Source organism: Paraburkholderia bengalensis (genome assembly GCF_037126505.1).
Lineage (GTDB): Bacteria > Pseudomonadota > Gammaproteobacteria > Burkholderiales > Burkholderiaceae > Paraburkholderia > Paraburkholderia bengalensis.
In genome coordinates this window covers 86,001-111,354 of record NZ_JACFYJ010000010.1, presented here as the reverse complement: position 1 = coordinate 111,354, position 25,354 = coordinate 86,001, and the positions used below count along the sequence as shown (strand labels likewise).

The 25,354-nt window shown below is 63.7% G+C and carries 29 protein-coding genes; 17 read left to right on the top strand and 12 right to left on the bottom strand.

Annotated elements, in window-relative coordinates; genetic code table 11:
• Positions 1-2: 2 nt before the first annotated feature.
• Positions 3-479, bottom strand: coding sequence for an outer membrane lipoprotein (locus H3V53_RS09360; protein ID WP_336597713.1), 477 nt, complete (start codon positions 477-479; stop codon positions 3-5).
• Positions 480-669: 190 nt separating this feature from the next.
• Between H3V53_RS09360 and H3V53_RS09355 the strand changes: the two genes are divergently transcribed.
• Both H3V53_RS09355 and H3V53_RS09350 read left to right on the top strand, forming a co-directional pair.
• Positions 670-1,062 carry a RidA family protein gene (locus H3V53_RS09355; protein WP_336597712.1) on the top strand — a complete coding sequence of 131 codons (393 nt, stop codon included), beginning with the start codon at positions 670-672 and terminating at the stop codon, positions 1,060-1,062.
• Between the two features lie 26 nt (positions 1,063-1,088).
• Positions 1,089-1,763 carry an antibiotic biosynthesis monooxygenase family protein gene (locus H3V53_RS09350; protein WP_336597711.1) on the top strand — a complete coding sequence of 225 codons (675 nt, stop codon included), beginning with the start codon at positions 1,089-1,091 and terminating at the stop codon, positions 1,761-1,763.
• Between the two features lie 12 nt (positions 1,764-1,775).
• On the opposite strand, the gene H3V53_RS09345 is transcribed toward H3V53_RS09350, so the two are convergent.
• Together H3V53_RS09345 and H3V53_RS09340 are read right to left on the bottom strand one after the other, a co-directional pair.
• On the bottom strand, positions 1,776-2,639 hold the full coding sequence (locus H3V53_RS09345) for an oxidoreductase (RefSeq protein ID WP_336597710.1): 864 nt from the start codon (positions 2,637-2,639) through the stop codon (positions 1,776-1,778).
• A 110-nt stretch (positions 2,640-2,749) separates the two neighbouring features.
• Entirely contained in the window at positions 2,750-3,016 is a 267-nt protein-coding gene (locus H3V53_RS09340; protein WP_054923980.1) for a cupin domain-containing protein, read from the bottom strand.
• A 164-nt stretch (positions 3,017-3,180) separates the two neighbouring features.
• Between H3V53_RS09340 and H3V53_RS09335 the strand changes: the two genes are divergently transcribed.
• The 3 genes from H3V53_RS09335 to H3V53_RS09325 all read left to right on the top strand — a co-directional run bounded on the left by H3V53_RS09335 (position 3,181) and on the right by H3V53_RS09325 (position 4,395).
• Positions 3,181-3,600 carry a secondary thiamine-phosphate synthase enzyme YjbQ gene (locus H3V53_RS09335; RefSeq protein WP_054923979.1) on the top strand — a complete coding sequence of 140 codons (420 nt, stop codon included), beginning with the start codon at positions 3,181-3,183 and terminating at the stop codon, positions 3,598-3,600.
• A 36-nt stretch (positions 3,601-3,636) separates the two neighbouring features.
• Complete coding sequence (locus H3V53_RS09330) at positions 3,637-3,969, top strand: hypothetical protein (RefSeq protein WP_336597709.1); 333 nt, start codon at positions 3,637-3,639, stop codon at positions 3,967-3,969.
• 234 nt (positions 3,970-4,203) lie between these two features.
• On the top strand, positions 4,204-4,395 hold the full coding sequence (locus H3V53_RS09325; RefSeq protein WP_336597730.1) for a DUF3562 domain-containing protein: 192 nt from the start codon (positions 4,204-4,206) through the stop codon (positions 4,393-4,395).
• A gap of 38 nt (positions 4,396-4,433) precedes the next feature.
• On the opposite strand, the gene H3V53_RS09320 is transcribed toward H3V53_RS09325, so the two are convergent.
• The 4 genes from H3V53_RS09320 to H3V53_RS09305 form a co-directional block, all read right to left on the bottom strand.
• Positions 4,434-5,267, bottom strand: a complete 834-nt coding sequence (locus H3V53_RS09320) for a CHAD domain-containing protein (RefSeq protein ID WP_336597708.1) — start codon at positions 5,265-5,267, stop codon at positions 4,434-4,436.
• 123 nt (positions 5,268-5,390) lie between these two features.
• Positions 5,391-6,044 carry an arsenate-mycothiol transferase ArsC gene (locus tag H3V53_RS09315; protein WP_336597707.1) on the bottom strand — a complete coding sequence of 218 codons (654 nt, stop codon included), beginning with the start codon at positions 6,042-6,044 and terminating at the stop codon, positions 5,391-5,393.
• A gap of 161 nt (positions 6,045-6,205) precedes the next feature.
• On the bottom strand, positions 6,206-6,610 hold the full coding sequence (locus H3V53_RS09310) for an FKBP-type peptidyl-prolyl cis-trans isomerase (protein ID WP_054923976.1): 405 nt from the start codon (positions 6,608-6,610) through the stop codon (positions 6,206-6,208).
• A 154-nt stretch (positions 6,611-6,764) separates the two neighbouring features.
• Positions 6,765-7,298, bottom strand: coding sequence for a carboxymuconolactone decarboxylase family protein (locus tag H3V53_RS09305; protein WP_336597706.1), 534 nt, complete (start codon positions 7,296-7,298; stop codon positions 6,765-6,767).
• Between the two features lie 210 nt (positions 7,299-7,508).
• On the opposite strand from H3V53_RS09305, the gene H3V53_RS09300 reads away from it, so the two are divergent.
• Positions 7,509-8,408: a hypothetical protein gene (locus H3V53_RS09300; protein WP_336597705.1), complete on the top strand. Its 900-nt coding sequence runs from the start codon at positions 7,509-7,511 to the stop codon at positions 8,406-8,408.
• Positions 8,409-8,538: 130 nt separating this feature from the next.
• Here the strand turns inward: H3V53_RS09300 and H3V53_RS09295 are convergent, their stop codons facing one another.
• A complete protein-coding gene (locus H3V53_RS09295) occupies positions 8,539-10,050 on the bottom strand; it encodes a methyl-accepting chemotaxis protein (RefSeq protein ID WP_419539466.1) in 1,512 nt (503 codons plus the stop codon).
• A 438-nt stretch (positions 10,051-10,488) separates the two neighbouring features.
• Positions 10,489-10,707: a hypothetical protein gene (locus tag H3V53_RS09290; protein WP_054923971.1), complete on the bottom strand. Its 219-nt coding sequence runs from the start codon at positions 10,705-10,707 to the stop codon at positions 10,489-10,491.
• 381 nt (positions 10,708-11,088) lie between these two features.
• Here H3V53_RS09290 and H3V53_RS09285 point away from each other — a divergent pair, with 381 nt between their 5' ends.
• The 3 genes from H3V53_RS09285 (at position 11,089) to H3V53_RS09275 (ending at position 14,047) form a co-directional block, all read left to right on the top strand.
• A complete protein-coding gene (locus H3V53_RS09285) occupies positions 11,089-11,559 on the top strand; it encodes a response regulator (protein WP_336597703.1) in 471 nt (156 codons plus the stop codon).
• Between the two features lie 130 nt (positions 11,560-11,689).
• Positions 11,690-13,264: a phospholipase D family protein gene (locus H3V53_RS09280; RefSeq protein ID WP_336597702.1), complete on the top strand. Its 1,575-nt coding sequence runs from the start codon at positions 11,690-11,692 to the stop codon at positions 13,262-13,264.
• Between the two features lie 117 nt (positions 13,265-13,381).
• Positions 13,382-14,047: a lytic transglycosylase domain-containing protein gene (locus H3V53_RS09275; RefSeq protein WP_336597701.1), complete on the top strand. Its 666-nt coding sequence runs from the start codon at positions 13,382-13,384 to the stop codon at positions 14,045-14,047.
• 2 nt (positions 14,048-14,049) lie between these two features.
• Here the strand turns inward: H3V53_RS09275 and H3V53_RS09270 are convergent, their stop codons facing one another.
• A complete protein-coding gene (locus tag H3V53_RS09270) occupies positions 14,050-14,943 on the bottom strand; it encodes a LysR family transcriptional regulator (protein ID WP_336597700.1) in 894 nt (297 codons plus the stop codon).
• Positions 14,944-15,018: 75 nt separating this feature from the next.
• On the opposite strand from H3V53_RS09270, the gene H3V53_RS09265 reads away from it, so the two are divergent.
• Positions 15,019-15,777, top strand: coding sequence for a TSUP family transporter (locus H3V53_RS09265; protein WP_054923969.1), 759 nt, complete (start codon positions 15,019-15,021; stop codon positions 15,775-15,777).
• Positions 15,778-16,091: 314 nt separating this feature from the next.
• Here H3V53_RS09265 and H3V53_RS09260 read toward each other — a convergent pair whose 3' ends face one another.
• On the bottom strand, positions 16,092-16,748 hold the full coding sequence (locus tag H3V53_RS09260) for a hypothetical protein (protein ID WP_336597729.1): 657 nt from the start codon (positions 16,746-16,748) through the stop codon (positions 16,092-16,094).
• A 190-nt stretch (positions 16,749-16,938) separates the two neighbouring features.
• Here H3V53_RS09260 and H3V53_RS09255 point away from each other — a divergent pair, with 190 nt between their 5' ends.
• Positions 16,939-17,610 (top strand): nitroreductase, encoded by a 672-nt coding sequence (locus tag H3V53_RS09255; RefSeq protein WP_336597699.1) that lies wholly within the window; start codon positions 16,939-16,941, stop codon positions 17,608-17,610.
• A gap of 135 nt (positions 17,611-17,745) precedes the next feature.
• A complete protein-coding gene (locus H3V53_RS09250; RefSeq protein WP_336597698.1) occupies positions 17,746-18,234 on the top strand; it encodes a GAF domain-containing protein in 489 nt (162 codons plus the stop codon).
• Between the two features lie 117 nt (positions 18,235-18,351).
• On the opposite strand, the gene H3V53_RS09245 is transcribed toward H3V53_RS09250, so the two are convergent.
• Positions 18,352-19,815, bottom strand: coding sequence for a catalase (locus H3V53_RS09245; protein WP_336597697.1), 1,464 nt, complete (start codon positions 19,813-19,815; stop codon positions 18,352-18,354).
• A 369-nt stretch (positions 19,816-20,184) separates the two neighbouring features.
• On the opposite strand from H3V53_RS09245, the gene sapR reads away from it, so the two are divergent.
• Genes sapR through nikC form a run of 5 tightly spaced genes read left to right on the top strand, consistent with a single transcriptional unit; the run spans position 20,185 to position 25,354 of the window.
• Complete coding sequence (gene sapR, locus H3V53_RS09240) at positions 20,185-21,063, top strand: sap1 transcriptional regulator SapR (protein WP_336597696.1); 879 nt, start codon at positions 20,185-20,187, stop codon at positions 21,061-21,063.
• Between the two features lie 5 nt (positions 21,064-21,068).
• Positions 21,069-21,635 carry a D-alanyl-D-alanine dipeptidase gene (gene ddpX, locus H3V53_RS09235; RefSeq protein ID WP_336597695.1) on the top strand — a complete coding sequence of 189 codons (567 nt, stop codon included), beginning with the start codon at positions 21,069-21,071 and terminating at the stop codon, positions 21,633-21,635.
• Positions 21,636-21,692: 57 nt separating this feature from the next.
• Positions 21,693-23,297 (top strand): ABC transporter substrate-binding protein, encoded by a 1,605-nt coding sequence (locus tag H3V53_RS09230; RefSeq protein ID WP_336597694.1) that lies wholly within the window; start codon positions 21,693-21,695, stop codon positions 23,295-23,297.
• Positions 23,298-23,310: 13 nt separating this feature from the next.
• The gene (locus H3V53_RS09225) at positions 23,311-24,381 is read left to right on the top strand and encodes an ABC transporter permease (protein ID WP_336597693.1); all 1,071 of its coding nucleotides are present in this window, start codon (positions 23,311-23,313) and stop codon (positions 24,379-24,381) included.
• Between the two features lie 58 nt (positions 24,382-24,439).
• Positions 24,440-25,354 (top strand): nickel transporter permease, encoded by a 915-nt coding sequence (nikC, locus tag H3V53_RS09220; protein WP_054923964.1) that lies wholly within the window; start codon positions 24,440-24,442, stop codon positions 25,352-25,354.

Here is a 25,354-nt window from a genome sequence, read left to right as displayed (position 1 = left end):
GCTTACAGCGTCACGCGGGTGATGCCGCCCTCGGACAGCAGCCGCACGCGCTCGCCCGCGTAGAACATCGGGCCGTCGGCGCGCTGCGTGATCGCGCGCAGCGAGCCGTCGTCGAGGCGCACGGTGATTTCGACGCCGCGCTTCTGCTCGAAGTGGTGCTGCACTTCGTTGCCCGCCACCGCGCCCGCCAGGCCGCCGATGATCCCCGTGAGGATCGAGCCGCGTCCGCCGCCGATTGCGCTGCCAGCGATGCCGCCCAGCGCGCCGCCGCCGATCGTGCCGAGCAGACCGGGCCGGCCGTTGCTGTCGTCGATCATGACGCCGCGCACGCTTTCGACGGTGCCGAAGCGCACCGACGACTCACGCTGCGCCTGCGATGCGCTGTAGACGTCCGCCGAGCCGCCCATGCTCGCGCAACCGCTCAGCGCGACGGAAACGAGAAGTGCCGATGCACATGCTGTAACGAATGACCTGTTCATGATGTTCCCCTCAAGGTGCGGCGGATCGCTGTGTCTGGCGCGCTGCGTGCTGTTCGATGGGTGCATCTTGCACGCGCAGAATGAGGGAAAAATGAGGGCCGCTTGCGCTCGCGTCATTTCGGTCCAGCCTGAAACGTCGCTGCCGCAAACGGCGCTACGATAGCTTCGACATCCTCTGAGGAGCGCTGCAATGAAACGCGAAGTGATCCGGGTCGAACCGCTGTCCGGCTGGCTCGAGCGATGGAAGGCGCCGACTTCCGTCGTCACGCGGCACTCCGACACGATCTACGTGTCGGGCCTGCCGCCGTTCGATCCCGCGACAGGCGAGGTCGCCGATGTGCCGCTCGAACGGCAGACGGAACTCGTGCTCGAACAACTGAAGCTATGCGCCGAGACGGCGGGTTCGTCGCTCGACAAGGTGCTCAAGTGCAACGTCTACTGCACGTCGGTCGAGCAGTTCGCCGCCGTCAACGCGATCTACGCGCGCTATTTTCCGCATGATCCGCCCGCGCGCATTTTTGTCTGCGTGCCCGCGTGGCCGGGACGCTTCGACATCGAAATCGATTGCATCGCAGCCGTTTGATCCGCGCCGCGCCCTGGGAGAACACGATGTTTTCAGTGCTGTTCGAAGTGCAGCCGCGCGGCGACCGATGGGACACGTACCTCGGCTACGCGAAGATGCTCAAACCCGAACTGGAGCAGATCGACGGCTTCGTCGACAACGTCCGCTATGCGAGCCTCACGCGCAACGGCTGGCTGCTGTCGCTGTCCGGCTGGCGCGACGAAAAAGCGCTGGTGCGCTGGCGCACGCAGGCGACGCATCACGGCGTGCAGGAAAAAGGTCGCTCGCAGACGTTTCGCGATTACCGCTTGCGCGTCGGCCAACTGACGCACGACACGCGTTTGCCCGACGGCCACACGTTGCGCGAACAACGGCTCGACGAAACCGAAACGGGCGACGCCACCACCATCGTGCTGATCGACGCGCGTCGCGCCGCCGACTGGGCCAAGCGGTCCGGCGCGCATGAAGTGGCCGGCGCGCTGGGCCTGCGCGCCGATGCGGCGGGGCTCGTATCGTGGGATGTGTTCGACGCCGTGCTGACGCCCGGCGACGTCATCCTGCTCACCGCATGGCGCGACGCCCGGGCCGCCGAGGCTTATGCGGACGCGCTGGCGTTGCCTGACGGTGCGCGGCTGCGGATCGTGCGCGTGGTGCGCGACTACGGCATGTACGAGCGACGCGAGGCGCCGCAATACTATCCGGACGCGCCGCAAGTCGAATGACGCGCCACGCGGCTAGCGCTCGCTTTCCGGAAAGTCCGCGCCGACACTCGTTTCGCGCCACGCTTCGATATCGGCGAGCGTCGCATGCAGCCGCTTCGAAACGGCATCGACGCCGAACGCGCCCAGCACGAGGTGGCGCGGCGGGTGCTGCGTTTCGGTGATGCGGATCATCGCCTGCGCGGCGCGCGCCGGATCGCCCGGCTGGTGGCCGCTGTACTGCGCCGTCGTCTGCATGCGCTTGCCCGCCGTATCCGCATAGTCGCCGATGCGGTTGGGCGTCTGCTTCAGCGAGCGGCCCGCCCAGTCGGTGCGAAACGGCCCCGGCTCGATGCACGTCACGTGGATGCCGAGCGGCCCGGCTTCCGTCGCGAGCGAGTCGGACCAGCCTTCGACGGCATGCTTGCTGGCCGCGTAATAGCCCGAACCAGGAAAGCCCGCAAGCCCCGCCACCGACGTGATGTTGAGCACATGCCCATGGCGCCGCGCGCGCATGCCCGGCAGTACGGCGCGCGTCATCGCGAAGAGGCCGAACACGTTCACGTCGAACTGCGCGCGGATCTCTGCTTCCTCGCCTTCTTCCACCGACGCCTGGTAGCCATAGCCCGCATTGTTCACGAGCACGTCGATCGCGCCGAAGCGCTGCTGCGCAGCATCGACGGCGGCGGCGATCTGCGCGGCATCCGTCACATCGAGCTTCACGCGGCACAGGCGCGCATCGGCGTCGCTGCCGGGCTCGGCGAGCTCGTCGAGCGATGCCACATTGCGCGCCGTCGCCACACAGCGCCAGCCCCGATCGAGCACCGCGCGAGCCAGTTCCTTGCCGAAGCCGGTTGAACAGCCAGTGATGAACCAGACGGGCGTCGTGGACGTGGGCATGCGAAACCTCCTCGAAGTGAAATGGGCGATGTGTCGTTGAACGCGCAACGACCGAAAATACTAGCTGCTAGACGCGCAGCGTGCAGGTGGACTGACCAATTGCGCCTGTCTCACTTGCGGCCGACCAGATATTGGACGCCTTCAGGCCCGTAGTATTCCGAATGCCTTACATTGGCTTGCAAATGGAACACGTCGCCCGTCTCGTACATGTGATCCGTTGCGCCGATGCGGATCGTCAGCCGACCATGCAGGATCAGCGCCTTGGCTTCGAAAGGGTGCTCGTGATGGTCGAGCACGCCATTCGGGTCGCGCGTCACCGTCACGATTTCCTCGAAGCCCTCGCGCTTCAGTGCTTCGATGAATTCGTCGCGTTCCATGATGTCCTCCCGTATTGCCTGCATCGCGTGCATATTGCGTGCGGTTTGCGCGGCGCGGCAGCCCTACCAGCATAGACCTTTTCGCGTCGCGGGACCGGCCGCCTCGCGCGCGGTAAACTCGCGGGCGAACCTGCCTCATTTCCACGCCACACGGAGATTCCTTCATGCGCCAGGCCATTCGCCATCTGAACGTGCGGGCGCGCGTTCGCGGACTGTTCGACTTCACCTCGCAGGTTGCCGCATTCGTGCGGGACGAATCGATACAGACGGGCGTGCTCACGGTGTTCTGCCGTCACACGTCGGCGTCGCTGCTGATTCAGGAGAACGCGGACCCTTCCGTGCAGCGCGACATCGAGCGCCACTTCGCGATGCTCGCGCCCGAAGACTCCGCGCGTTACGAGCACGACACGGAAGGCCCCGACGATATGCCCGCGCATCTGCGCACCGCCATGACGCAGGTGCAACTGTCGATACCCGTCGAGCATGGCCGCCTCGCGCTCGGCACGTGGCAAGGCATTTATCTGTTCGAGCATCGCGCGCGGCCGCAGGAACGCGACATCGTGCTGCATCTGATCGGCGAGTGACCAATAAACCAGGATCATCAACGAGGAAAACGACTCATGAGCTTGCGTGCGCATCTACTTTTCGCGGCGGCATCGCTCGCCGTGCTGACGGCGGGCTGCACTCACACGGGGCCCGTCGAGTTCTCGGTATCGGGTGCCGACGCGCCGACGCTCAACGCGTCGAGCGACATGGATTTCGGCCCGATGGACCGCACCATCGCGCAGTGCAAGACGGTCTCGTTGAACGCGGGGCCGGGGCGATGCACGAAGGTGCGCGCTTACGAATCGTGCATGAAGAGCAAGGGCTACATCACCGTGCTCGGACCGGAGAATCCGAAGGGCTGTGGCGATCCGGAATGGGAACAGGACGTGCGCAAGTGGCTGCAATGATCCGTTCCCGAGCGGTTCGGCGCGCCCGCATGTTATCCACAGATTCTGTTGAAAGACCTGTGGAAAAGTACCGGGCACACGCGCTATCTGTCTGAAGAATCAGGCATTCCTGATGCGCTTCCATCAAACAGCAATCGACGACGCCAACGATTGCGAAGTTCTATTGGCACCCGTGCATTGAATGTCCTTCAATTCAGGGTTCCGATAATTGACTGGCCTGACGGAGAAACCTGGATGAAGACGGCTGACTCGGCAAAGATCGTGCATGAAATCGCGGAATCCACGGACAGCCCAGAAGAAGTCGTATCGCAGATGTACTCGGATGCCCTCGCGGCGTATCAGCGCGACGCGCGCATTCTTGACTATGTGCCGCTATTTGCGGCCAAGCGCGTACGCGACACGTTGCGTTCGCGGTCGTCAAAGTGACGCTTCGGGCTGAACGCTCGCCGCGCGGTTCCACATTGTCATAGCAGCTTCGCCGCCGCGCGCATGCGGCGCTTGCGCTCTTTCGCGAGCGCGTCGAGCGCGCGCGCGCTGGCTGCTTCGTCAGGGAATACGTTCAGGTGATCGCGCAGCAATTGCTCGCTCGCCACGACGTCGTTCAACTCGCCGAAGCGCTTTTGCAGTTTCTTCAGTCCCTTGATGGACTTCAGCTGCTTTTTTGCCAGCATCGGCTCGAAGAACTCCGTCAGATAGCGCAGCTTCTTGCCCGCCTTGCGAACCTCATGGAACGATGCGTAGTCGGAGCGCTTGGCGTGTGCCGCGCGCTTCATCCGCTTTTCCATCGACTTTTGCGCGGCGCCGAGCCGCTTGCGGGCGAATTTCGGTAGCGGCGTGCGTTCGTGCGCAGTGTTCAACTCGCGGTTCGCTTCCTTGAGCGCCTCGCGCAGCGCGGTCTTCACGTTTGCGCTCTCGATGGTCTCGCGGCTGGCTTCGAATGTCTCTGCGCGCGCGGCCCGCAGCGCGTCGCGCGCCTGGTCGCGGGCATCTGCTGTGCTGTCGAGCAATCCGATCAGGATGTCCCAGTCGCGCGTCTTGCCGGCCGCATTGGCGAAGAACTTGAAGAGCGCGCGCTGCTGCTCGTCGAACGTTTCGTCAAGCAGCGGGCGATACGCCCACAGCAACGTCCGCAGCCGCCGCAACGAAACGCGCATCTTGTGCAGCACTTCCGCATCGTGATCGCGTTGCAGCGCGGCGACGCAGGACACCGCATTGTCGATCAGCGGTGCGGCGTAATGCGAGAAGTGGGCTTGTGCGTTGCCATCGTGCGGCAGGCCGTTTTGTCTGTCGGCTTTCATCGTGCTCCCTGACTGTCTGCTGACCCTATCGTGTTCGGAGCAGCAAGCAGGGTTCCTGCCAGGCGTCGGCGGCGCACGATGCTGCGGCGCACGATGCCGCAGCGAATGGCCGACGCGTGAAGGCTATTGACCGCTCAGCAGAAGGTCGCACGCGTCCGGCTCGCAGCCGGCGGTAGCGGACAGGGTCAGCGGCGGCCACGGACGGCGCTCGGCTGCAATGAAATCCTCAACGCGCTTGAGAATCTGCCAGAACGCGTTTTCGATCGCGCCGGCAGCGCCGTACGCCGACGCCGTCAAGGTCCAATGGCGCAATTGCGGCTCGCCGTGAAAAGCGCGCACGTCGATGCACGCCGACTCCTCGCACAGCGTGACGACGAAGTCCATCTGCGGCGCCCATTCGCTGGTGAATTCCAGCCAGCTCTTGGGATTGAGCAGATCCAGACTCGAAAAACCATGGCGCAACTCTCCCATTGCCGCTGCATGAACCTTGTCGGCGGGTTCGAGACCTGCGCTGAATGCGTCGAAATGCAATCCGTCCAGCTCGCGTAGCAAGGCTTCGGCCAAGATGCTAAGCGTCGCGTTGTCCCGGCAGAGGAACAGCACTCTTTGTTTTCTGGTCACCCTACACCCCGTCATGCCGATTTTATTTTTTGCGGGATTCTGAGCGCACAGTTTTTCATATTGGTGACAGAATCCCAATCGCCAAACGATTCGCCGCAAGACCGTTTTGGTACCACGACAATTTGCGTTCAGCCAGCCAGCGTTAACGATAATCAAGATCGCGGCGGCCGGTTCTGCGCTTGCAGATTCCGCGCAAAGCGGCTCGTGGCGCGGCTTCGAGCGGGATGCAGCGCCGCACCGGGCGCTGCAGAATCGAAAATCGGCGGATGTATCGCCGGGTCAGGGGTAGGGTTATTTCGACGCGCCTTACGCGTTGATTACTTGACGATCGCGAGCAATTCGACTTCGAACGTCAGGTCGCTGTTCGGCGGAATCACGCCGACGCCGCGCGAGCCGTAAGCCGTCGCGGCCGGGCAGGTCAGCTTGGCTTTTTCGCCCACTTTCATCGTCGCGACACCTTGCGTCCAGCACGGAATCACGCGGCCGAGCGGAAACTCCGCGGGGCCGCCGTGCTTGGCCGAGTTGTCGAACTCGGTGCCGTTCGCAAGCGTGCCGCGATAGTTGACGCGCACGACATCGGCGGCCGTGGGCTGCGGTCCGCTTCCCTGCGTCAGGTGTTCGACGACGACGCCGGAGGGCAATTTCTCCGTCGATGCAGCGTTAGCGTTAAGCGCCACCGATGCGAGCGCGGCCGCGGCGAGCAGGGCAACAACTGATTTCACGCGTATCTCCTTGGGTTGAAAAGCGAGCCCCATTCTAGCGGATCGACTCTTCAGCGCAGGCGAGCTGAATCAACTTGCTACAAATGAAACGGTCGCCGCGCATCGCGTGATCTCACGCGATGCGCGGCAATGAACGCGAAACAGATGGCGTTCGTCAGATCTTCGGAAAATCGACGACGGTGTCGTTCACGCGGTTGAACAGGTTCGTGAAGGTGATGTCGGCGATCGCGAGCAGCGTCTCGACGATCTGCTGATCGTTATAACCCGCTGCCTTCACGGCATCGACGACGCCGGCGGGCACCGTGCCGCGCGACGTGAACACCGTGCGCGCAAACGTTGCGAGGGCGTTCAGGCGCGCGTCGGCCGCGCCGCGTCCTTCGCGCAGCGCGACGACGTCGTCGGCGGCGATGCCGGCTTTCTTGCCCATCAGCGAGTGCGCCGCGAGACAGTAGTCACAATCCACCGCACCGCTGATCGCGAGCTTGATCGCTTCGAGATCCTTGCTTGACAGTGCGCCCTTGCTGAGCGCGTCGCCCGTTGCGAGCACGATTTGCAGCGCGGCGGGGCTGTTCGAGCCGATGCCGGCGTAAGCATTCGGCACCATGCCGACAGCGCGCTTGATACCTGCAAAGAGATCGGCTGCCTGGCCGGTAGCTTCGCTGACGGGTTGGCGATTCAGACGTTCCATGATGTTCTCCAGATTCATTAAGGTGGTTGGCTTGCGCGACTGGGTCAGCGCATGGAGGTCATTCTAGGAACGGTGGTTGCTTCGGTGAATGCTGGTTCAAATCACGTTTATGCTCGATCGGCTCATCGGCGCGCGAGTCCGCTCTGCTATATTCGTGCGGGATGTACCCGATAACAGTCCGATAACAGCGTCGTCACGGGAGAGCCTGTCATGAGCACTCACGGGGTCATGCAAACCATGCGTCGGTTCGCGATCGTCATGCTCGCGCTATTGGGCCTGTCGCTCGGCGCGCTCAGCTGGGCCGACGACAACGCCGCGGCGCTCAAGGACAAATACGACGCGCTCGCGCCGCAGCTCAAGTCGAACGCGTTCCATCGCCCGATCCATCTGGACTCGGAAGAAACGTCGAACACGCTAAAAGGCGATATCTACGCAGTCGTCGATTATCCGTTCGCCACCGTCAACAGCGCCTTCAACGATCCGCAGCAAGGTCCGTCGAACTGGTGCGACGTGCTGATCCTGCATCTGAACACGAAGTATTGTCGTGCGTCGGTGAGCGGCAGCGGCGCGACGATCAGCATGAACGTCGGCAAAAAAACGGAACAGGACATCTCCGATACGTACCGCGTGCAATTCAATTACCGCTCGGTGGCGACGAGCCCGGACTATTTCCAGGTGGATCTCAGCGCAGCGACGGGACCGCTCAGCACGAAGGACTATCGGATCATGCTCGAAGCCGTCGACATCGGCAAAGGGCGCACGTTTCTCCATCTGACGTACTCGTATGGTTTCGGCACGGCTGGGCGCCTCGCGATGAAGACCTATCTCGCGACCATCGGCAGCGCGAAAGTCGGCTTCTCGAAGAGCCCGGATGGCGACTATATCGGCGGCGTGCGCGGGCTCGTCGAGCGCAATACGATGCGCTATTACCTCGCAATCGACGCCTACCTCGGCTCGCTTGCCGCCCCCGCAGACAAACGCGTCGATCAACGCTTCGCCACGTGGTTCGATGCGACCGAGCAGTATCCGCGTCAATTGCACGAACTCGACCGGCAAGCGTACCTGCAGATGAAGAAGAACGAGTATCAGCGCCAGCAAACGGCGCAATAGTTCGGGATTCTCTTCGCGGGCTCAGGCGCGCCGCATGCCGCAGCGCAAACCCGCGTGCACTGAAGCCGCGCCGTTCATCCGCGCGCATTCGCATTCCACGCACGGCGATTCGATGTGCAACGCAATAACTTCAGACGGCAGCGAGCTTGAATGCGGAAACAGTATCGTCGAGTTCGCGGCCCTGGTCGCGCAGCGATCGCGATGCAGCGGACGCCTGTTCGACGAGCGCGGCATTCTGCTGCGTCACCGTGTCCATCTGCGAGATCGCCTGGTTGACCTGTTCGATGCCGCGGCCCTGCTCTGCCGAAGCGGCCGCGATCTCTTCGACAATCTCCGACAGGCGCGCGACGGCCAGCTTCACGTCCGCCATCGTGCGCCCCGCGTCGTCGGCAAGTGACGAGCCGTTCTGGACCTCCTGCACGGAGCGCGCAATCAGTTCCTTGATCTCCTTCGCCGCTTGCGCGGAACGTTGCGCGAGGCTGCGCACTTCGCCCGCGACCACTGCGAAGCCGCGCCCTTCTTCACCTGCACGCGCTGCTTCGACGGCGGCATTCAGCGCGAGGATGTTCGTCTGGAACGAGATGCCCTCGATGATCCCCGTGATCTCCGCGATCTTGCTCGAGCTCGTGCTGATCGCTTCCATCGTCGTCACCACGCGTTCGACGGTATCGCTGCCGCGTTGCGAGATCGCCGATGCATTCGTCGCGAGCGCCTTCGCATGCTGCGCGCTCTCCGCGTTCTGCTTGACCGTCGATGTCAGCTGCTCCATGCTCGCGGCCGTTTGCTGCAGCGACGCAGCCTGCGCTTCCGTGCGACGGCTCAGGTCGCTGTTGCCCGTCGCAATCTCGTCCGTTGCCGTCGACACATTCGCGCTGCTGGAGCGCACGCGGTCGACCGTTTCGGTGAGCCTGTCGTTCATCTCGCACAATGCCTTCAGCAGCTCGCCTGCTTCATCGTTGCGATCCACGACGATGCGGCTCGTGAGATCGCCCATCGCGACCGTGCGCGCGACTTCGACGGCGCGCGTGATCGGCTGCGTGATCGAGCGCACCATGCGCACGCTCAATACCAGCGACACGGCAATCGCCAGCGCACTCACGCCGAGAATCACGCCGCGCAGCAGCGCATAGCGCGCCTCGAAGCTCTGCACGGTCGCATCCTGACGGCTTCGCGTATAGCTCGCGTAGGCATCCGTCGCCTTGACGAGCGCGGCCAGCAGCGGGCGGCACTGGTCGTCCATCTTTCTGATCGCTTCGTCGCGGCGATGGGTCAGCGCGAGATTCACGATGTCGAGCGCAACAGGACCGTACAGCGCTTCGACGCGATTCATTTCGGCGACCAGCGAACGAGCCGTTTCGCTCGTGTCGGTCGCACTGTCGATCATGTGGTTGAGCTGCTTGAGCTTGATGCCGACGTCCTCGTGCGCGCGATTGACCGCGGCTTTCTCGAGTTCGAAATCGGCGGCCGTCGTGACGAGCACAAGATTGCGCGCGGCAATCGCGCGGCGATCGACGGCCGCGCGCACTTCGGCTGCCACCTGCGCGCGCGCGTCGATGCCATGCACATACTCGCCGAATGCGTGCGTCGTGTCCGCCAGACTGAAGAGCGCGACGACGGATATGACGACGGCAATGGCCGCCATCGAAAGAAAACCGATGAATAGCCTCGTCTTGATGGTCAAAGTGTTTTTCACTGCTGGCCCCCGGTACGAACGTCGGAATTGGTAACTTCGATGAATGTTTTCGTGCAGAGAACGCCCGCTCTCAGGTAGCTTCCGGGCGCCTGTCGAACCGCCAGCGACGCTCATGGCGCACCGCGCGGTTCTTCCTTCAGCCAGCGATGCGCTCGTCGCGCCCGCCCAGCATTTAACATTTGAAGGCTAGCAAAGGGTAGGTGCCAAGCCGATGACCCACAATCTGGGGAATTCCCCCCTAAAGTTTTTGAACGGGCGCACAACGGCGGTGGAACGCGCACGACGGGCGCGGGGCCAGAGCCGCACGCGCACGTCCCGGCGAATTCCGCCGGAGGGCAAACTAAGCAATGTTCGGTAAATGGGGGCGCGTGTGGGTAAGCGGCCGCGCTAGTCCCAGTTCTCGTCGATCCATTCGATCGCCCACGTTCGCGCACACGTCATGGCGTCGGATTCGTCGACGAACGAATCGATGTCGCCCGATTGATGGACTTCGGCCGGGGCATTGGCCGCTGCCGGCCGGGTGAGTTTGGCCTGGGCGACGTAGTGGCCGTCTTCGTCGTGCCGCGCCCGGCAGTCGATATGGAATCCCTTGTAGTCGAAATGCATGGCAAACCTCCTGTAGCGAAGAAAGTGCGATGCAATGCGGGTCTGGGTTTCTCCCGGCGAATGGTCGAATCCTAGCATGGCAAATAACAGGCTGGTCCCGTGGATTTGCGCTGCACTGCACGCATCGGCGGACGCTGCCCGTCTCGCGGGCGGCGCTTTCGTGTGAAAAAGCTGCAACAAAATGCGCGGGCTTTCCCCATCGCCCGTAGGGTTTCGTCGCCAGCGGCACAGTCTTGCGGTCTCGCGAACCGGCCCGCGCGCCGCCTGTAGCCGGCTTCGGGCGAGCCGGCATGTAGGTAGCACGCCGGTTGGAATACCTGTTGCTGCGTTTACTTACGAGACGGTCGACGTCAGCGTTCAGAAAATCAGGGGGACATCGCAATGCGCAGCACACCCTTCTCACCGACTCGAAGTCAGGTCTGGACGGCAACGCGCGTCGCCGCGCAATCGATGCCGCCACGCATCCTCATCGTGGACGACTACATCGATAGCGCCGACGCGCTCGCCGCGTTTCTCGACAATGCCGGCTTCGAAACACGCGTCGCATACAACGGCTGCGACGCCTTGAAGATCGCCAACGAATGGCGGCCCGACGGCATCGTGCTCGACATCGCGATGCCGGGCCTGTCGGGCCTCGCGGTCGCGCGCACGCTGCGCGAGACGGCGTCGACGGCTCGCGTACCGCTCCTCGCCTACACCGCGTACGAAGCGGACGATGACTACGAGGCGTTGCGCGCGGGCGGCTTCGACGGCGTGTGCGCCAAGCCGACCGATCCGCTGATGGTCGTCAACATCCTGACGACGCTGCTCGGCCCAGCCGCGTTGAAACGCGCCCGGACGTTGCATTCGTAGGCGTGCCGATCGTTCGCGCCCGCTCGCGCTCGTTCGAATCAGGCACTCGCACGACGCGCGATTCGCCGTCGCTTGTAAGGGACGTTCAGTCCCGTTAATCTGACGCGCATCCCCATCGCGGAGTGCGCCCATGGTCATGCTACGAAGTCTGATTGCGGCTTTCACCGTCGCGTTGCTGACTTCGTGCGCGAGCTTGCCGCCGCAAACGGATCGCGTTCAGACGCACGCCATCCCGCCCGCGCAGGACACGCGCCTCGCCGTCGCCTTCACGCAGCAGGAGAAGGGCCATCCCGACGAGACGGCATTTCATCTGCTGCCCGATGCCGTCGATGCCCTTGTCGCGCGGCTCGTGCTCGCGGAAGCCGCGGACCGCACACTCGATCTCCAGTACTACATCTGGCACGACGACCTGACGGGCCGCGAACTGGGCGCCGCCGTGTTGCGCGCCGCCGATCGTGGCGTGCGCGTGCGGATACTGCTCGACGACCTCGGCACCAATGCCGACGACAACATGCTGCTCGCGCTCGACTCCCATCCGAACGTGCAGATCCGCCTGTTCAACCCTGTCGCCAATCGCACGTTCAAGAAGATCGGCATGGCCACGGAGTTCTTCCGCGTGAACCGGCGCATGCACAACAAGTCGATGATCGCCGACAACGCAGGCGCGATACTCGGCGGGCGCAACATCGGCGACGAGTACTTCGGCGCATCGGCCGATGTCGCATTCGGCGATCTCGATGTGCTCGTGCATGGCCCCGTCGTGAACGAGGTATCGTCGGCGTTCGACCTGTTCTGGAATTCCGATGCCGCCTATCCCATCGACCGGCTGATGGGCCGCAACGCCGATAGCGACGCGCTTCCCGCCGTGCGCAACAAGCTCGACGCCTATCTCGCCTCCGAGGAGAACAACCCCTACGTCGTGAACGCACGCGACAGACTCACACACGTGATCCATTCGCCCGACGCGCAGTTCTCGTGGGGCAAGGCCACGCTGCTCTACGACGACCCCGCCAAAATCACGCGCTCGCCCGGCGATTCGCGAGGCCATCTGATGACGCAATTCAAGGCGCTCGCTTTGCAGCCTGCACAGCAATTGCTCGTCATTTCGCCTTATTTCGTGCCCGGCAAAGAGGGCGTCGCGTGGCTTGCCGGTCTCACGCAAAAGCATGTGCGCGTGACGGTGTTGACGAACTCGCTCGCCGCCACGGATGTCGCTGCCGTGCACGCGGGCTATCAGCGCTACCGCAAGGCGCTGCTCGAAGCGGGCGTGCGGCTCTACGAACTCAAGCCGACGAACAGCGGCAAAGCAACCGACAAGGACGACAAGGCAAACGACAAGAAGCATGTGTTCGGTTCGTCGAAGGCATCGCTGCATGCCAAGACTTATGTGTTCGATCGAAAGCGCATCTTCATCGGCTCGATGAATCTCGATCCCCGCTCCGTCGAGTTGAATACGGAAATCGGCGTGTTCTGCGACAGTCCCGAGGCGGCGGCGCAAGTCGCGGACACCGTGGAACCGGGCCTCGATCGCATTGCATGGCGGCTCGAATTGCGCCCGAATGCGAACGGCACGAGCAGCATCGTGTGGATCGATACGGCACCCGACGGCACGGTGACCGTGCTCGACAGCGAGCCCGACGTGTCGGCGCTGCGCAAGACGGGCATCTGGTTCCTCGGCATTCTGCCCATCGAATCGCAGCTTTGACGAAGGCTGAACAGCCGCGCCTTGTTTACGCGGCGTTAACGCGTAGCGCGCGTTTCTTTTGAAATTCTCGACGGCAACTTTTTTACAGTGCTTGCATCCGGGCTCGTTCCTGACGATATGCAAGCACATCATGACCTCGTTAAAGCACGCTGGAAATCCACGCTCTTCAAGTTCGCGCTGATGGCCGCGAGCCTCGCGCTCTGCAGTGCGCTGCCGCCCGCGCACGCCGAGGCTGCGCCCAACGCTCAAACGGTAGCGGCATCGCCATCGGCAGCGGTATCGGCAGCGGCTGACACGCCCGCGCCTGCTTCGCCCGCCCTCCCGTCTCCCGCCGATATCGTCGCGACGCTGCGCGCGCAGTTCCGCGTCCGCGCCACCGATGCGCTGAAGATCGCGCAAGCCGTATTGACGGAAGCCAACCGCTATTCGATGTCACCCGTGCTGCTGTTGTCGGTGATGGCCGTGGAGTCGGGCTTCGATCCGCGCGCGGTCAGCGCGATCGGCGCGCGCGGGCTGATGCAGGTGCTGCCCGCCGCGCATCCGCGCGCGTTCGCCAACGTGAAGGAACTCGATGATCCCGCCATCAACGTGCGCATCGGCTCATCGATCCTGCGCGACTATCTGGTGCAGTCGGGCGGCGACATCGACGCCGCGTTGTGGCGCTATAGCGGCGGCGGCAAGGGCTATGCGCGCCGCGTCGCGCTGCACATGCGGCGCTTCAATTCGGTGTTGCGCACGGAGCCGGCCGCGCTTGCACGGATGTCGCCGCGCGCGCTGCCGTAGCGTCATTCGCAAAGCGTCATCAACTGCTGCGCAAGTGCATGCGCATGCGGCGTAAGCGCCGCAAAGTCGCGCGCGCAAAGATGCAGACGGCGCGTCGTCCATGCTTCGGACAATGGCAGCACGACGAGATCCGCGTCGTGCAGCGGCTGCGTGCAGGCGGCGGGCAGAATCGCGATGCCGACGCCCGCCGCGATCAGCCGCCCCAGATCGCTGACGTTGCGCAGGCGCACACGATACTGCATCTGTCTGCCAAGCCGCGACGCGCGCTCGGTCAAATGACGCTCGAGCGCCGCATCCGACAGCCCCACGAACGCCTCGTCGACGATATCGGCGAATGCGACGCGCGCATTGCCCGCCACGCGATGTGCGCGGCTCGCCGCCACCACCAGTTGATCGTCGGCGATCATGTGCGTCTGCAGCGCGGCGAGGTCCGCGATATCCGCGACGATGCCGAGATCCGCGCGCCCTTCGGCAACGGCGCGCACGATGTCCGCGCTCGGGCGCTCGTCGATATCGACGGAAAGATCGGGATGCGCAGTGAGAAAGCGGCAGATCTGCTCGGGAAGAAACGAGGCGAGCGCCGCCGTGTTCGACATCAGATGCACGCGGCCCTTGAGGCCTTTCGCGTAGCTGCGCAGCTCGCCGCGCATCTGCTCGACCTGTCCGACGATCAGCCGCGCATGGCGCACGAGCGCCTCGCCTGCGGGCGTGGGGCGCACGCCGCGCCGCGTACGCTCGAGCAACGGCGTGCCGAGCGCCGACTCCATGCCCGAGATGCGCTCGCTCGCCGACGCCAGCGCGAGATGCATCGCTTGCGCGCCGCGCGTGAGGCTGCCCTGCTCGACGACCATCAGGAATAGCCGCAGGTCGGTGAGATCGAAACGCGACGTCGTCATCTTCGGTTGTGGCGAACGCTGGCATCGGAGAATCCCGATTGTATCCGCGAAGCGTGCACGCCTATGATGCGTCGCATGAACAATCTCCTTCTCGTGGCGGGCGCCGGGCTGCTCGCGGGCGGCATGAATGCGCTGGCGGGCGGCGGCTCGTTCGTCACGTTGCCCGCGCTGATCGCGGCGGGCGTGCCGTCCGTCCAGGCGAACGCGTCGAGCACCGTTGCGCTGTATCCGGGCGGTCTCGCAAGCGCATGGGCGTATCGCGACGGGCTCGGCCCCGTCGGCCCCGTTCCGTTGCGCGCGCTGCTCGTCACGACGGTCGTCGGCGGCATAGGCGGCGCGCTGCTGTTGTTGCTCACGCCCGCCAGGACCTTCGACTTCATCGTGCCCTGGCTGCTGCTCGTCGCGACGTTCGCGCTCGCGTTCGGCAAGCGCTTCGGCGAATGGATGCGTGAGCGCTGGCAGATCGGGCAGACGGCCGTGCTCGTCGTCCAGTTCGCGCTCGGCGTGTATGGCGGGTACTTCGGCGGCGCGGTCGGCATCATGATGATGGCTGTGTGGGGACTGCTCGACAGCCGTGAGCTGAAGCTCTTGAACGCGCCGCGCACGCTGCTCGTCAGCGCGGCCAACACGATGGCCGTGGTCGCATTCGTCGTCGCGCAGGTTGTGCATTGGCCCGAAACAGCCGCGATGCTGGTCGGCGCGATAGTCGGCGGCTACGGCGGCGCGCAGGTGGGCCGGCGCGCGCCCGCGCGCGTCATCCGCTACGGCACGCTGGCGCTGACCGCGTGCATCACGGTCGCGTTTTTCGTGCGCGCCTACGGGTCGGGAAGGTAATCGCGCGTGCGGCGCAAACGCTGCGCGCAACGTCTCGAGGCGTGACGCGCACGGGTACGGTCGTGTCGATGGGAGCATGCCCCTCGGGCGTGACGCTGGCATGCGAGCGGGCATGAAAAAGGGCATGAAAAAGGGCATCACTTGAGGGCAATGCGCGACGGGCGATGGCGACTCGCTCGCCTCGGGCGCAAATCGCCTGCTATGCGTCCAGAAATCCTGCTTTACGCGCTATGTGCTCACGCGCCCGCATATTCCGCTACATGCCCGCCGCGCGCTTACGCGCCCGCATATCCCGCTATGCGCCCGCCACGCGCTTATGCGCCCGCGTGCCCCTGCCGATGCTGCGGCTGCTGCGCCTCGTCGACGCGCGGCGCCTGGCGGTGATCGCGCGGTCCTTGCGATCCCTCATGCCCGCGCTGCTCCGCGACGCGCGCCGTTCCCGGCTGCGGGCGATGTCCCGCGTCGGCATGACCGACATGCGAGCCATCGCCGTGTTGCGGCCGATGCGGCGGCTGATGCGCGTACGCCGGCCGCCCGGCATGCTGCGGTCGATGCTCGCCGTGATGCGGCGCCATCGCATGAACGGGCGGATGCCCGCCATGGCGGGCCATCTCGACACGCAGATGCTCGCGCCGACGGAACACTTCCGCGCGCCGGTCGCCGCGCGCATAGAACTGCCGATGCCGCCTGCCGTCCGCTCCCACCACCCAAAGGTAGGTGCTGCCGCCGACGAACACCACATCGCGATCCGCAATGCCCGCGATATAGACATCGCTCGGCGCGGCCACGTACACGGGCGGCGGCGGCGCGGGCGTGCGCACGACAACAACAGGCGGCGGTGGCTGCACCGCGACGACGGCGGGACGCGGCTTCGCAGGCACGCCCGCCGTCGCGATCTGGTGCTCGCTGGTGACGCAACCGGCAAGCCCGGCGAACGCGGCGAGCGCCGCGACATGTGTGGCCAGCTTCATCGTGTTCAAATGCGGCTCCCCGTTTATGTGGTCGTTCTGATTCGCCCGCATTAACGGCAAGTCTTACGGAAGCTTTAGCGCGACAGGCGCAACGCGGGCGCCTGTATCATCGGCGAGTGTCTTGCATTGCCCGTATTGCATCCCGCTTCGCGACATCGACAACCGCTCATGCCATGCCGAGGAGAACAGCGTGAACGTCAGTGACGCCGTCACGTCCCGCAAATCCGTCCGACAATTTCTTCCCACGCCCGTCGCCCCCGACGTGATCCGCCGCGTGCTCGCCACCGCCGCGCGCTCGCCTTCGGGCGGCAATCTACAGCCGTGGCATATCCATGTCGTGGGCGGCGAAGCGCTCGCGCGGCTCAAGCACATCATGCGCGAACGCATCGTCGATGCGCCCAGCGGCGAAGAGACGGAGTACAACGTGTATCCGCCCGCCCTTCACTCGCCCTATCGCGAGCGGCGCTTTCAGGTCGGCGAGGATCTTTACAACAGCATCGGCATCGCGCGCGAAAACCGGCCAGGGCGGCTCGCGCAGTTCGCGCGTAACTTCGCGTTCTTCGATGCGCCGCTCGCGCTCTTTTGCACCGTCGATCGACGGATGGGTCCGCCGCAATGGGCCGACCTCGGCATGTTCATGCAGACGGTGATGCTGCTGCTGCGCGAAGAAGGACTGCATAGCTGCGCGCAAGAATGCTGGGCGCAATATCCGCAGACCATCGGCGCGTTTCTCGATCTGCCCGACGACCGCATGCTGTTCAGCGGCATGGCGATCGGCTACGAGGACACGGACGCCGCGATCAACCAGTGGCGCGCGCAGCGCACGCCGCTCGACGAATTCGCGCAGTTCATCGGCATCTGAAACGCGACGGCCATGCACGCACCGGCTTTGCGTCGAATCGCGCGCGACCGAAAGCGCGCGCGTCACCGCGCCGTCACGATTTGCGCGTTGATGCGAAAATCACGCTTTCATTGCAGCCAAACGTGAGTGCATCCGATGTTCGAAGCCACCATCAACACCGCGCTGCCCAAGGCCGACTTCTATCGGGAACTGGCCTCGCAGGCGCGCTCGCTACTCGAGGGCGAAGCGAATCAGACTGCCAATGCGGCGAACCTGTCGGCGCTGATCTTTCACAGCCTGCCGCAATTGAACTGGGCGGGTTTCTATTTCCTGCTCGACGGCGAACTCGTGGTCGGCCCGTTTCAGGGCAAGCCCGCCTGCGTGCGCATTCCGATCGGCCGCGGCGTATGCGGACGCGCGGCGGACTCGCGCGAAACGCAAGTCGTGCCCGACGTCGACGCATTTCCGGGTCACATTGCGTGCGATTCGGCGTCGCGCTCGGAAATCGTGATTCCGCTGCAAAAGGCCAATGGCGAACTGATCGGCGTGCTGGATATCGACAGTCCGGTGCTCGCGCGTTTCGATGAAGACGACCGTCGCGGGCTGGAAGAAGTGGCGCGTATTTTCGTCGCGTCGCTGAAGTAACGGACACGTGTAACGGACACGTGTAACGGACACGCGTAGCAGACGTGTGGAAGGATTTGCAAAACGGGCCGCTAAACAGCGGCCCGTTTTGCATGGACGCCTCGCGCAAGCGCGGCGTTACAGCGCGCGATTGGGCGTCGCGCCACCCTTGCTCGCGGACTCCAGCGCGGCCGCGACGCCTTGCCCGTAGGCAGGATCGGCCTTCGTGCAATGCTCGATGTGCAGCTTCTGGATCGGCTCCGAGACGCCGTCCAATGCACGCGCCGTGTTATCGAACAGCGCCTGCTTCTGCTCGGCGCTCATCAGGCGGAACAGCGCGCCCGGCTGCGAGAAATAGTCGTCGTCGGTGCGATGGTTCCAGTGATCGGCGGCGCCTTCGATCGACAGCGGCGGCTCGCTGAAATCCGGCTGGTCGAGCCACTCGCCGCGCGTGTTCGGGTTGTACGGCGTCGTGCCGCCCATGTTGCCGTCCACGCGCATGAAGCCGTCGCGATGGTAGCTATGCGTCGGACACCTGGGCGCGTTGACGGGAATCAGGCTGTGATTTACGCCAAGCCGATAACGCTGCGCGTCGCCATACGAAAACAGCCGGCCCTGCAGCATCTTGTCCGGCGAGAAGCTGATGCCGGGCACCACGTTGGCGGGATTGAACGCGGACTGCTCGACATCCGCGAAGTGATTGTCCGCGTTGCGGTTCAATTCCATCACACCCACTTCGATCAGCGGATAGTCCTTCTTCGGCCAGACCTTGGTCAGGTCGAACGGGTTGTACGGCGTATTCGACGCGTCCTTTTCCGGCATGATCTGCACGAACATCGTCCACTTCGGAAATTCCTTGCGTTCGATCGCTTCGTACAGATCGCGATGCGAGCTCTCGCGGTCGACGCCGACCAACGCCGACGCTTCCGCATCCGTCAGATTCTGGATACCTTGCTGCGTGTGCAGATGGAACTTCACCCAGAAGCGTTCCTTGTCCGCGTTGATGAAGCTAAACGTGTGGCTGCCGAAACCATGCATATGCCGGAAAGACTTCGGAATGCCGCGATCGCTCATCACGATCGTCACCTGATGCAGCGCTTCGGGCAGTTGCGTCCAGAAATCCCAGTTGCTCTCGGCACTGCGCAGACCCGAGCGCGGGTCGCGCTTGATCGCGTGATTGAGGTCGGGGAATTTGAGGGGATCACGCAGGAAGAACACGGGCGTGTTGTTGCCGACGAGATCCCAGTTGCCTTCTTCCGTGTAGAACTTCACGGCGAAGCCGCGAATGTCGCGCTCGGCGTCGGCGGCACCGCGCTCGCCCGCGACTGTCGAGAAGCGCGTGAACAGTTCCGTCTTCTTGCCCACCTGCGAGAAGATCTTCGCGCGCGTGTACTTCGAGATGTCATGCGTGACCGTGAACGTGCCGAATGCGCCCGAGCCCTTGGCATGCATGCGGCGCTCGGGAATCACTTCGCGGTCGAAGTGCGCGAGCTTTTCGAGGAACCACACGTCCTGCAGCAATGCGGGACCGCGCGGCCCCGCCGTCTGAATGTTCTGATTGTCTACGACGGGTGCGCCAAAAGCAGTCGTCAGCTTGTTCACGTTGAGCCCTCCAACACTTATCGGATGAATCCGGCGCCATGCCGCCGGATCGTACGGTGGGTTCCTCCAGACGCAACGGCTGCAACGCCTGGGCGGCGACCGTGTTCCGGAGACGAAAAAAGACGGCACGGCGGCCGTCTGGTGCAAGTCGGGAAGCGGGCCGCGCGACGCACAAGGCGCGCGGACCCGTTACTACGGAAGCGATCTTAGTCCCATTCGCAAGAGCAAGCAGGGAAGGGGCGGCCCTATGAGGTTGGACGATTCGATAAAAAAAATTAAGTTAGCGCCTGCTTTATTGTCCTTGTCATATACATATCAGGTTGCTGCCGAATGACAGATAACTAACCAAAGACCGCAACGATACCGCCGATGTCCTCCGCGTTCGCCCACACCGTCGAAGCGAGCTTTGCGACGCTCACGCCCACCGCCAAGCGCATCGCCAGCTACATGCTGGCGAATCTCGAACGCCTCGGCCTCGAAACGGCGGATCAGATCGCGCAGCAGACGGGCACGAGCGGCATTTCAGTGGGGCGCTTTCTGCGCAGCGTCGGCTATCGCAATCTCGACGACCTGAAGCGCGAGCTGCGCGGCGCGCAAACGCGCCCCTGGTTCATCACCGACCGTCTCGACGCCTGGCGCAACGAGCGCGAGCACGCTGGCGCGGACTGTGGTGACTCGCGCGACACGGCGCCCGTCCACTCGCTCGATCTCGAACTCGACGCGATCCGCTACGTTTATCAGCTGGCGCAAGGCGAGGTGTTCGCGCGCATTGCGCAGCGCATTGCCGAAGCGGATGCCGTTTTCATTCTCGGCATTCAATCGACGCGCGGCATCTCGAACGCGTTCTACAGTTACCTCGAATACCTGCGGCCGCGCGTGTTCTACTCCGACGGCATGTCGGGCTCGTATGTCGATTCGCTGAACTCCGAGTTCGCGTCGCCGTATCTGATCGTCACCGACACGCGCGCGTATTCGCGCATCGCGCGCCGCTATTGCGAGGCGGCCGCGCGGCGCGGCCTGCCCTTCACGCTCGTCACCGATCTCTATTGTCCGTGGGCTCGCGAGTTCGCTTGCGACCTGATCCAGGTGAAGACCGACGTCGGTCAGTTCTGGGATTCGCTTGCGCCGCTCACGTGTCTGTTCAACCTGTTGATCACGTCGATTGTCGAACGGCTGGGCCCGACCATCGACGTACGCGTCGCACGCAACCGCGAGTTGCAGCGCGAACTCGATCAATTCGACCTTTGATAGCCATGACCGACAAGCCACAACTCGTCCACATCACGCCCGAAACGCACGGCGTCGAACTCGATCTCGCCTATGCGACCGACAACAATTTCACGGGCAAGCGGATCTACAAGGAAGCGCACTGCCTGCTGCTCGCGTCCGCCGAAGCGGCCTTGCGCAAAGCCATCGAACTCGCGGACAGCGTCGGCATGAAGCTGCGCATTTTCGATGCGTACCGTCCGCCGCAGGCGCAAAAGGTGCTGTGGGACTTTCTGCCCGATCCGAACTTCATCGCCGAACTCGGGCGCGGCTCGAATCACAGCCGCGGCACCGCCATCGATCTCACGCTCGTCGACAGCAGCGGCGAGCCGCTCGACATGGGCACGGGCTTCGACGCGATGGTCAAGGAGTCCGAGCACTTTCACAAAGGGCTGCCGCAGCACGTGCAGCGCAACCGTCTGCTGCTGCTCGGCATCATGCACGCGGCGGGGTTCAAGCACATTGCGAACGAATGGTGGCATTACGAAATGCCGGGCTCGCGCGCGCTGCCTGTCATCGACAACAGCGAAAGCGGTCCTTTCAAACTGATGTAACTGCGTTGGTTCATGGTTGTCCGTTTGCAGGTCTCACACTTTACACACGGAGCGGGTATGAATCTGGTTTTGCGCAATGCGCTAGCGGCAGTGGCCGTCGTCTCGGCCCTGACGCTGACAATGACAACAAGCACGGCATTGGCTGCGACGCCGAAAGACATGCTGGTGATCGCCACCACGCTCGATGAATTTTCGACGCTCGATCCAGGCGAAGTATACGAGCTGGTGCCCGAAGAATATGTGGCAAATACCTATGACCGCCTCGTGCGCGTCGATCTGAAAGACCCGTCGAAATTCAATGGCGACGTTGCGCAATCGTGGACCGTCAGCCCGGACGGGCTCACGTTCACGTTCAAGATCCGCTCGGGACTGAAGTTCCATTCGGGCAACCCGCTGACGGCCGACGACGTCGCGTGGTCGATCCAGCGCTGCGTGCTGCTCGACAAGGGCGCGGCCGCCGTGCTGCAAGGCATCGGCCTGACGAAAGATAACGCGCTGCAAAATATCAGGAAGATCGACGACTCGACGGTCAGCATCACGACCGATCAGAAATATGCGCCGACGTTCGTGCTGAACGTGCTCGGCGCGTGGCCGGCATCCGTGCTCGACAAGACGCTCCTGATGTCGCATCAGAAGGCCAACGACTTCGGCAACGAATGGCTGCGCACGAACGAGGCGGGGTCGGGTGCCTACAAGCTCGTCAAGTGGACGGCCAACGACAGCATCATCCTGCAGAAGTACGACGGCTATCGCATGCCGCTCGCAATGAAACGCATCGTGATGCGTCACGTGCCGGAAGCGTCGAGCCAGCGCCTGCTGCTCGAAAACGGCGATGCCGATGTCGCGCGCAATCTGAGCCCCGATGATCTCGCCGCGTTGACCAAGGCCAACAAGATCACCGTCAATTCCGTGCCGCAAGCGACGCTGCTGTATCTCGGCCTCAACGTGAAGAACCCGAATCTCGCGAAGCCTGAAGTGCAGGAAGCGATGAAGTGGCTGATCGACTACGACGGCATTCAGAAGAACGTGACGAAGAGCACCTTCAAGGTTCACCAGACCTTCCTGCCCGAAGGCTTTCTCGGCGCGCTGAACAGCAATCCGTATCATCAGGACGTGGCGAAAGCGAAGGCGCTGCTCGCGAAAGCCGGCTTGCCGAACGGCTTCAACGTGACGATGGACGTTCGCAGCGCCTACCCGTACAACGAAATCGCGCAGGCCGTTCAGGCCAATCTCGCGCAAGGCGGCATCAAGGTCGAGATCATTCCCGGCGACAACAAGCAGACGCTCGCGAAGTATCGCGCGCGTCAGCACGATATCTACATCGGCGAATGGTCGGCGGATTACATCGACCCGCACAGCAATGCGCAAGGCTATGCGTGGAATCCCGATAACTCGGACAAGTCCGCGTACAAGATGCTGGCGTGGCGCAATTCGTGGGACATCCCCGATCTGACGAAAGAGACCAACGCGGCGCTTGCCGAGTCGTCCACGACGAAACGCGCGCAGCTCTACCAGACGATGCAGAAAGAGATGCTCGCGAAGTCGCCGTTCGTCATCATGTTCCAGCAGGTGTCGCAAGTGGCGATGCGGCCGGGCGTGTCGGGTCTCGAAGTCGGTCCGATCAACGATCTCGTGTCGTATCAGCACGTGAAGAAGCAGTAACGCGCCACGCGACATGTCCACGACGCCCACTCCCATCGACCGCATCCGCGCCGCGTCCGCGCATCGCGCAACCGTGCGCTGGACGCTGCGCGTGCTGCGCTGGGTCTTCACGCTCGCGATCACGTTCACGGGCCTGCTGGCCGTGACCTTCGTGATCGGCCGCAAGGTGCCCATCGATCCCGTACTCGCGATCCTCGGCGATCGCGCGTCGGCGAGCGCTTACGCGGCCGCGCGCATCCAGCTCGGCCTCGACAAGCCGCTCGCCGAGCAGTTCTATCTGTACGTGAGCGCGGTCCTGCATGGCGATCTGGGCGTGTCGCTGTTGACGGCCAATCCCGTCATCGACGACATCCGGCGCGTGTTCCCCGCAACGCTCGAACTCGCGACGCTGTCGACGATCATCGGCGTGTTGATCGGCGTGCCGCTCGGCGTCGTTGCGGCCACGCGCCACAATCGCTGGATCGATCATGTCGCGCGGTTCGTCGGTTTGATCGGCAGTTCAGTGCCCGTGTTCTGGCTCGGGCTGATGGGGCTGCTGCTGTTTTACGCGAAGCTGCATTGGGTGTCGGGGCCGGGGCGGCTCGATCCTGTATTCGACGGCATGGTCGATACGCACACGGGCAGCCTGCTGATCGACTCAATGCTTGCAGGCGAATGGGATGTGTTCTTCAACGCGCTCTCGCATATCGCGCTGCCCGCCGCGATACTCGGCTATTACTCGGTGGCGTATCTGAGCCGGATGACGCGCTCGTTCATGCTCGAACAGCTGAACCAGGAGTACATCACCACCGCGCGCGCGAAGGGCTTGTCCGAGCGGCGCGTGGTTTGGGTGCACGCATTCGGCAATATCGCGGTGCCGTTGCTCACGGTGATCGCGTTGTCGTACAGCTTTCTGCTTGAAGGATCGGTGCTGACGGAGATCGTGTTCGCATGGCCTGGCATCGGCTCGTATCTGACGGGCGCATTGCTCAACGCCGACATGAACGCCGTGCTTGGCAGCACGCTCGTGATCGGCATCACTTTCATCGCGTTGAACCTGCTGACGGATGCGCTCTACCGCGTGTTCGATCCGCGCGCGCGCTGATGCAACGGAGATCTCCGACGTGCGCCCACCCGTTGAACCTGCGACTCAGGACTGGCCGATGAACGCGCCCCGTCCGACGTGGAAAGCCTGGCTGCTCACCGACACGCCCGCTTCGCGCAGGCAGGCGGCCCTCGGTCTCGCGTACAGGCGCTGGCGGCGCTTCGCGGGCAATCCGTTATCGGTGTTCGGTTTTGCGATTCTCGTGCTGCTCGTCATCGTGGCGATCGTCGGGCCGTGGATCGCGCCGCATGATCCCCTCAGACAGGTGCTGTCCGATCGCCTGTTGCCGCCGGGTTCGCCGTCGCATTGGCTCGGCACCGATCAGCTCGGCCGCGACATCCTCTCGCGCATCATCGACGGCTCGCGCATCACGCTGTCGATCGCGATACTCGTCGTCGTGGTCGTCGTGCCCATCGGCCTGATGATCGGCACGACGGCGGGTTTTTTCGGCGGCTGGGTCGACAACGTGCTGATGCGCGTGACCGACATCGCGCTCGCCTTCCCGAAGATCGTGCTCGCGCTCGCCTTCGCCGCGGCGTTGGGGCCGGGCGTGATCAACGCGGTGATCGCGATTTCGATTACCGCCTGGCCCGCCTATGCGCGGCTCGCGCGTGCCGAAACACTGCGGCTCGTGCAAGCCGACTTCATCCATGTCGCGCGGTTGCAAGGGGCTTCGAATCTGCGCATTCTGCTGCGCTATATCGTGCCGTTGTGCTCGTCGTCGGTGATCGTGCGCGCGACGCTCGACATGGCGGGCATCATCCTGACCGTCGCGGGTCTCGGCTTTCTGGGTCTCGGCGCGCAGCCGCCAAGTCCCGAATGGGGCTTCATGGTGGCCTCGGGCCGCAACGTGTTGCTCGATTCGTGGTGGGTCGCGACGATTCCCGGCATTGCGATTCTGCTGGTGAGCCTTGCGTTCAATCTGCTCGGCGACGGACTGCGCGACGTATTCGATCCGCGCCACGGAGATTGA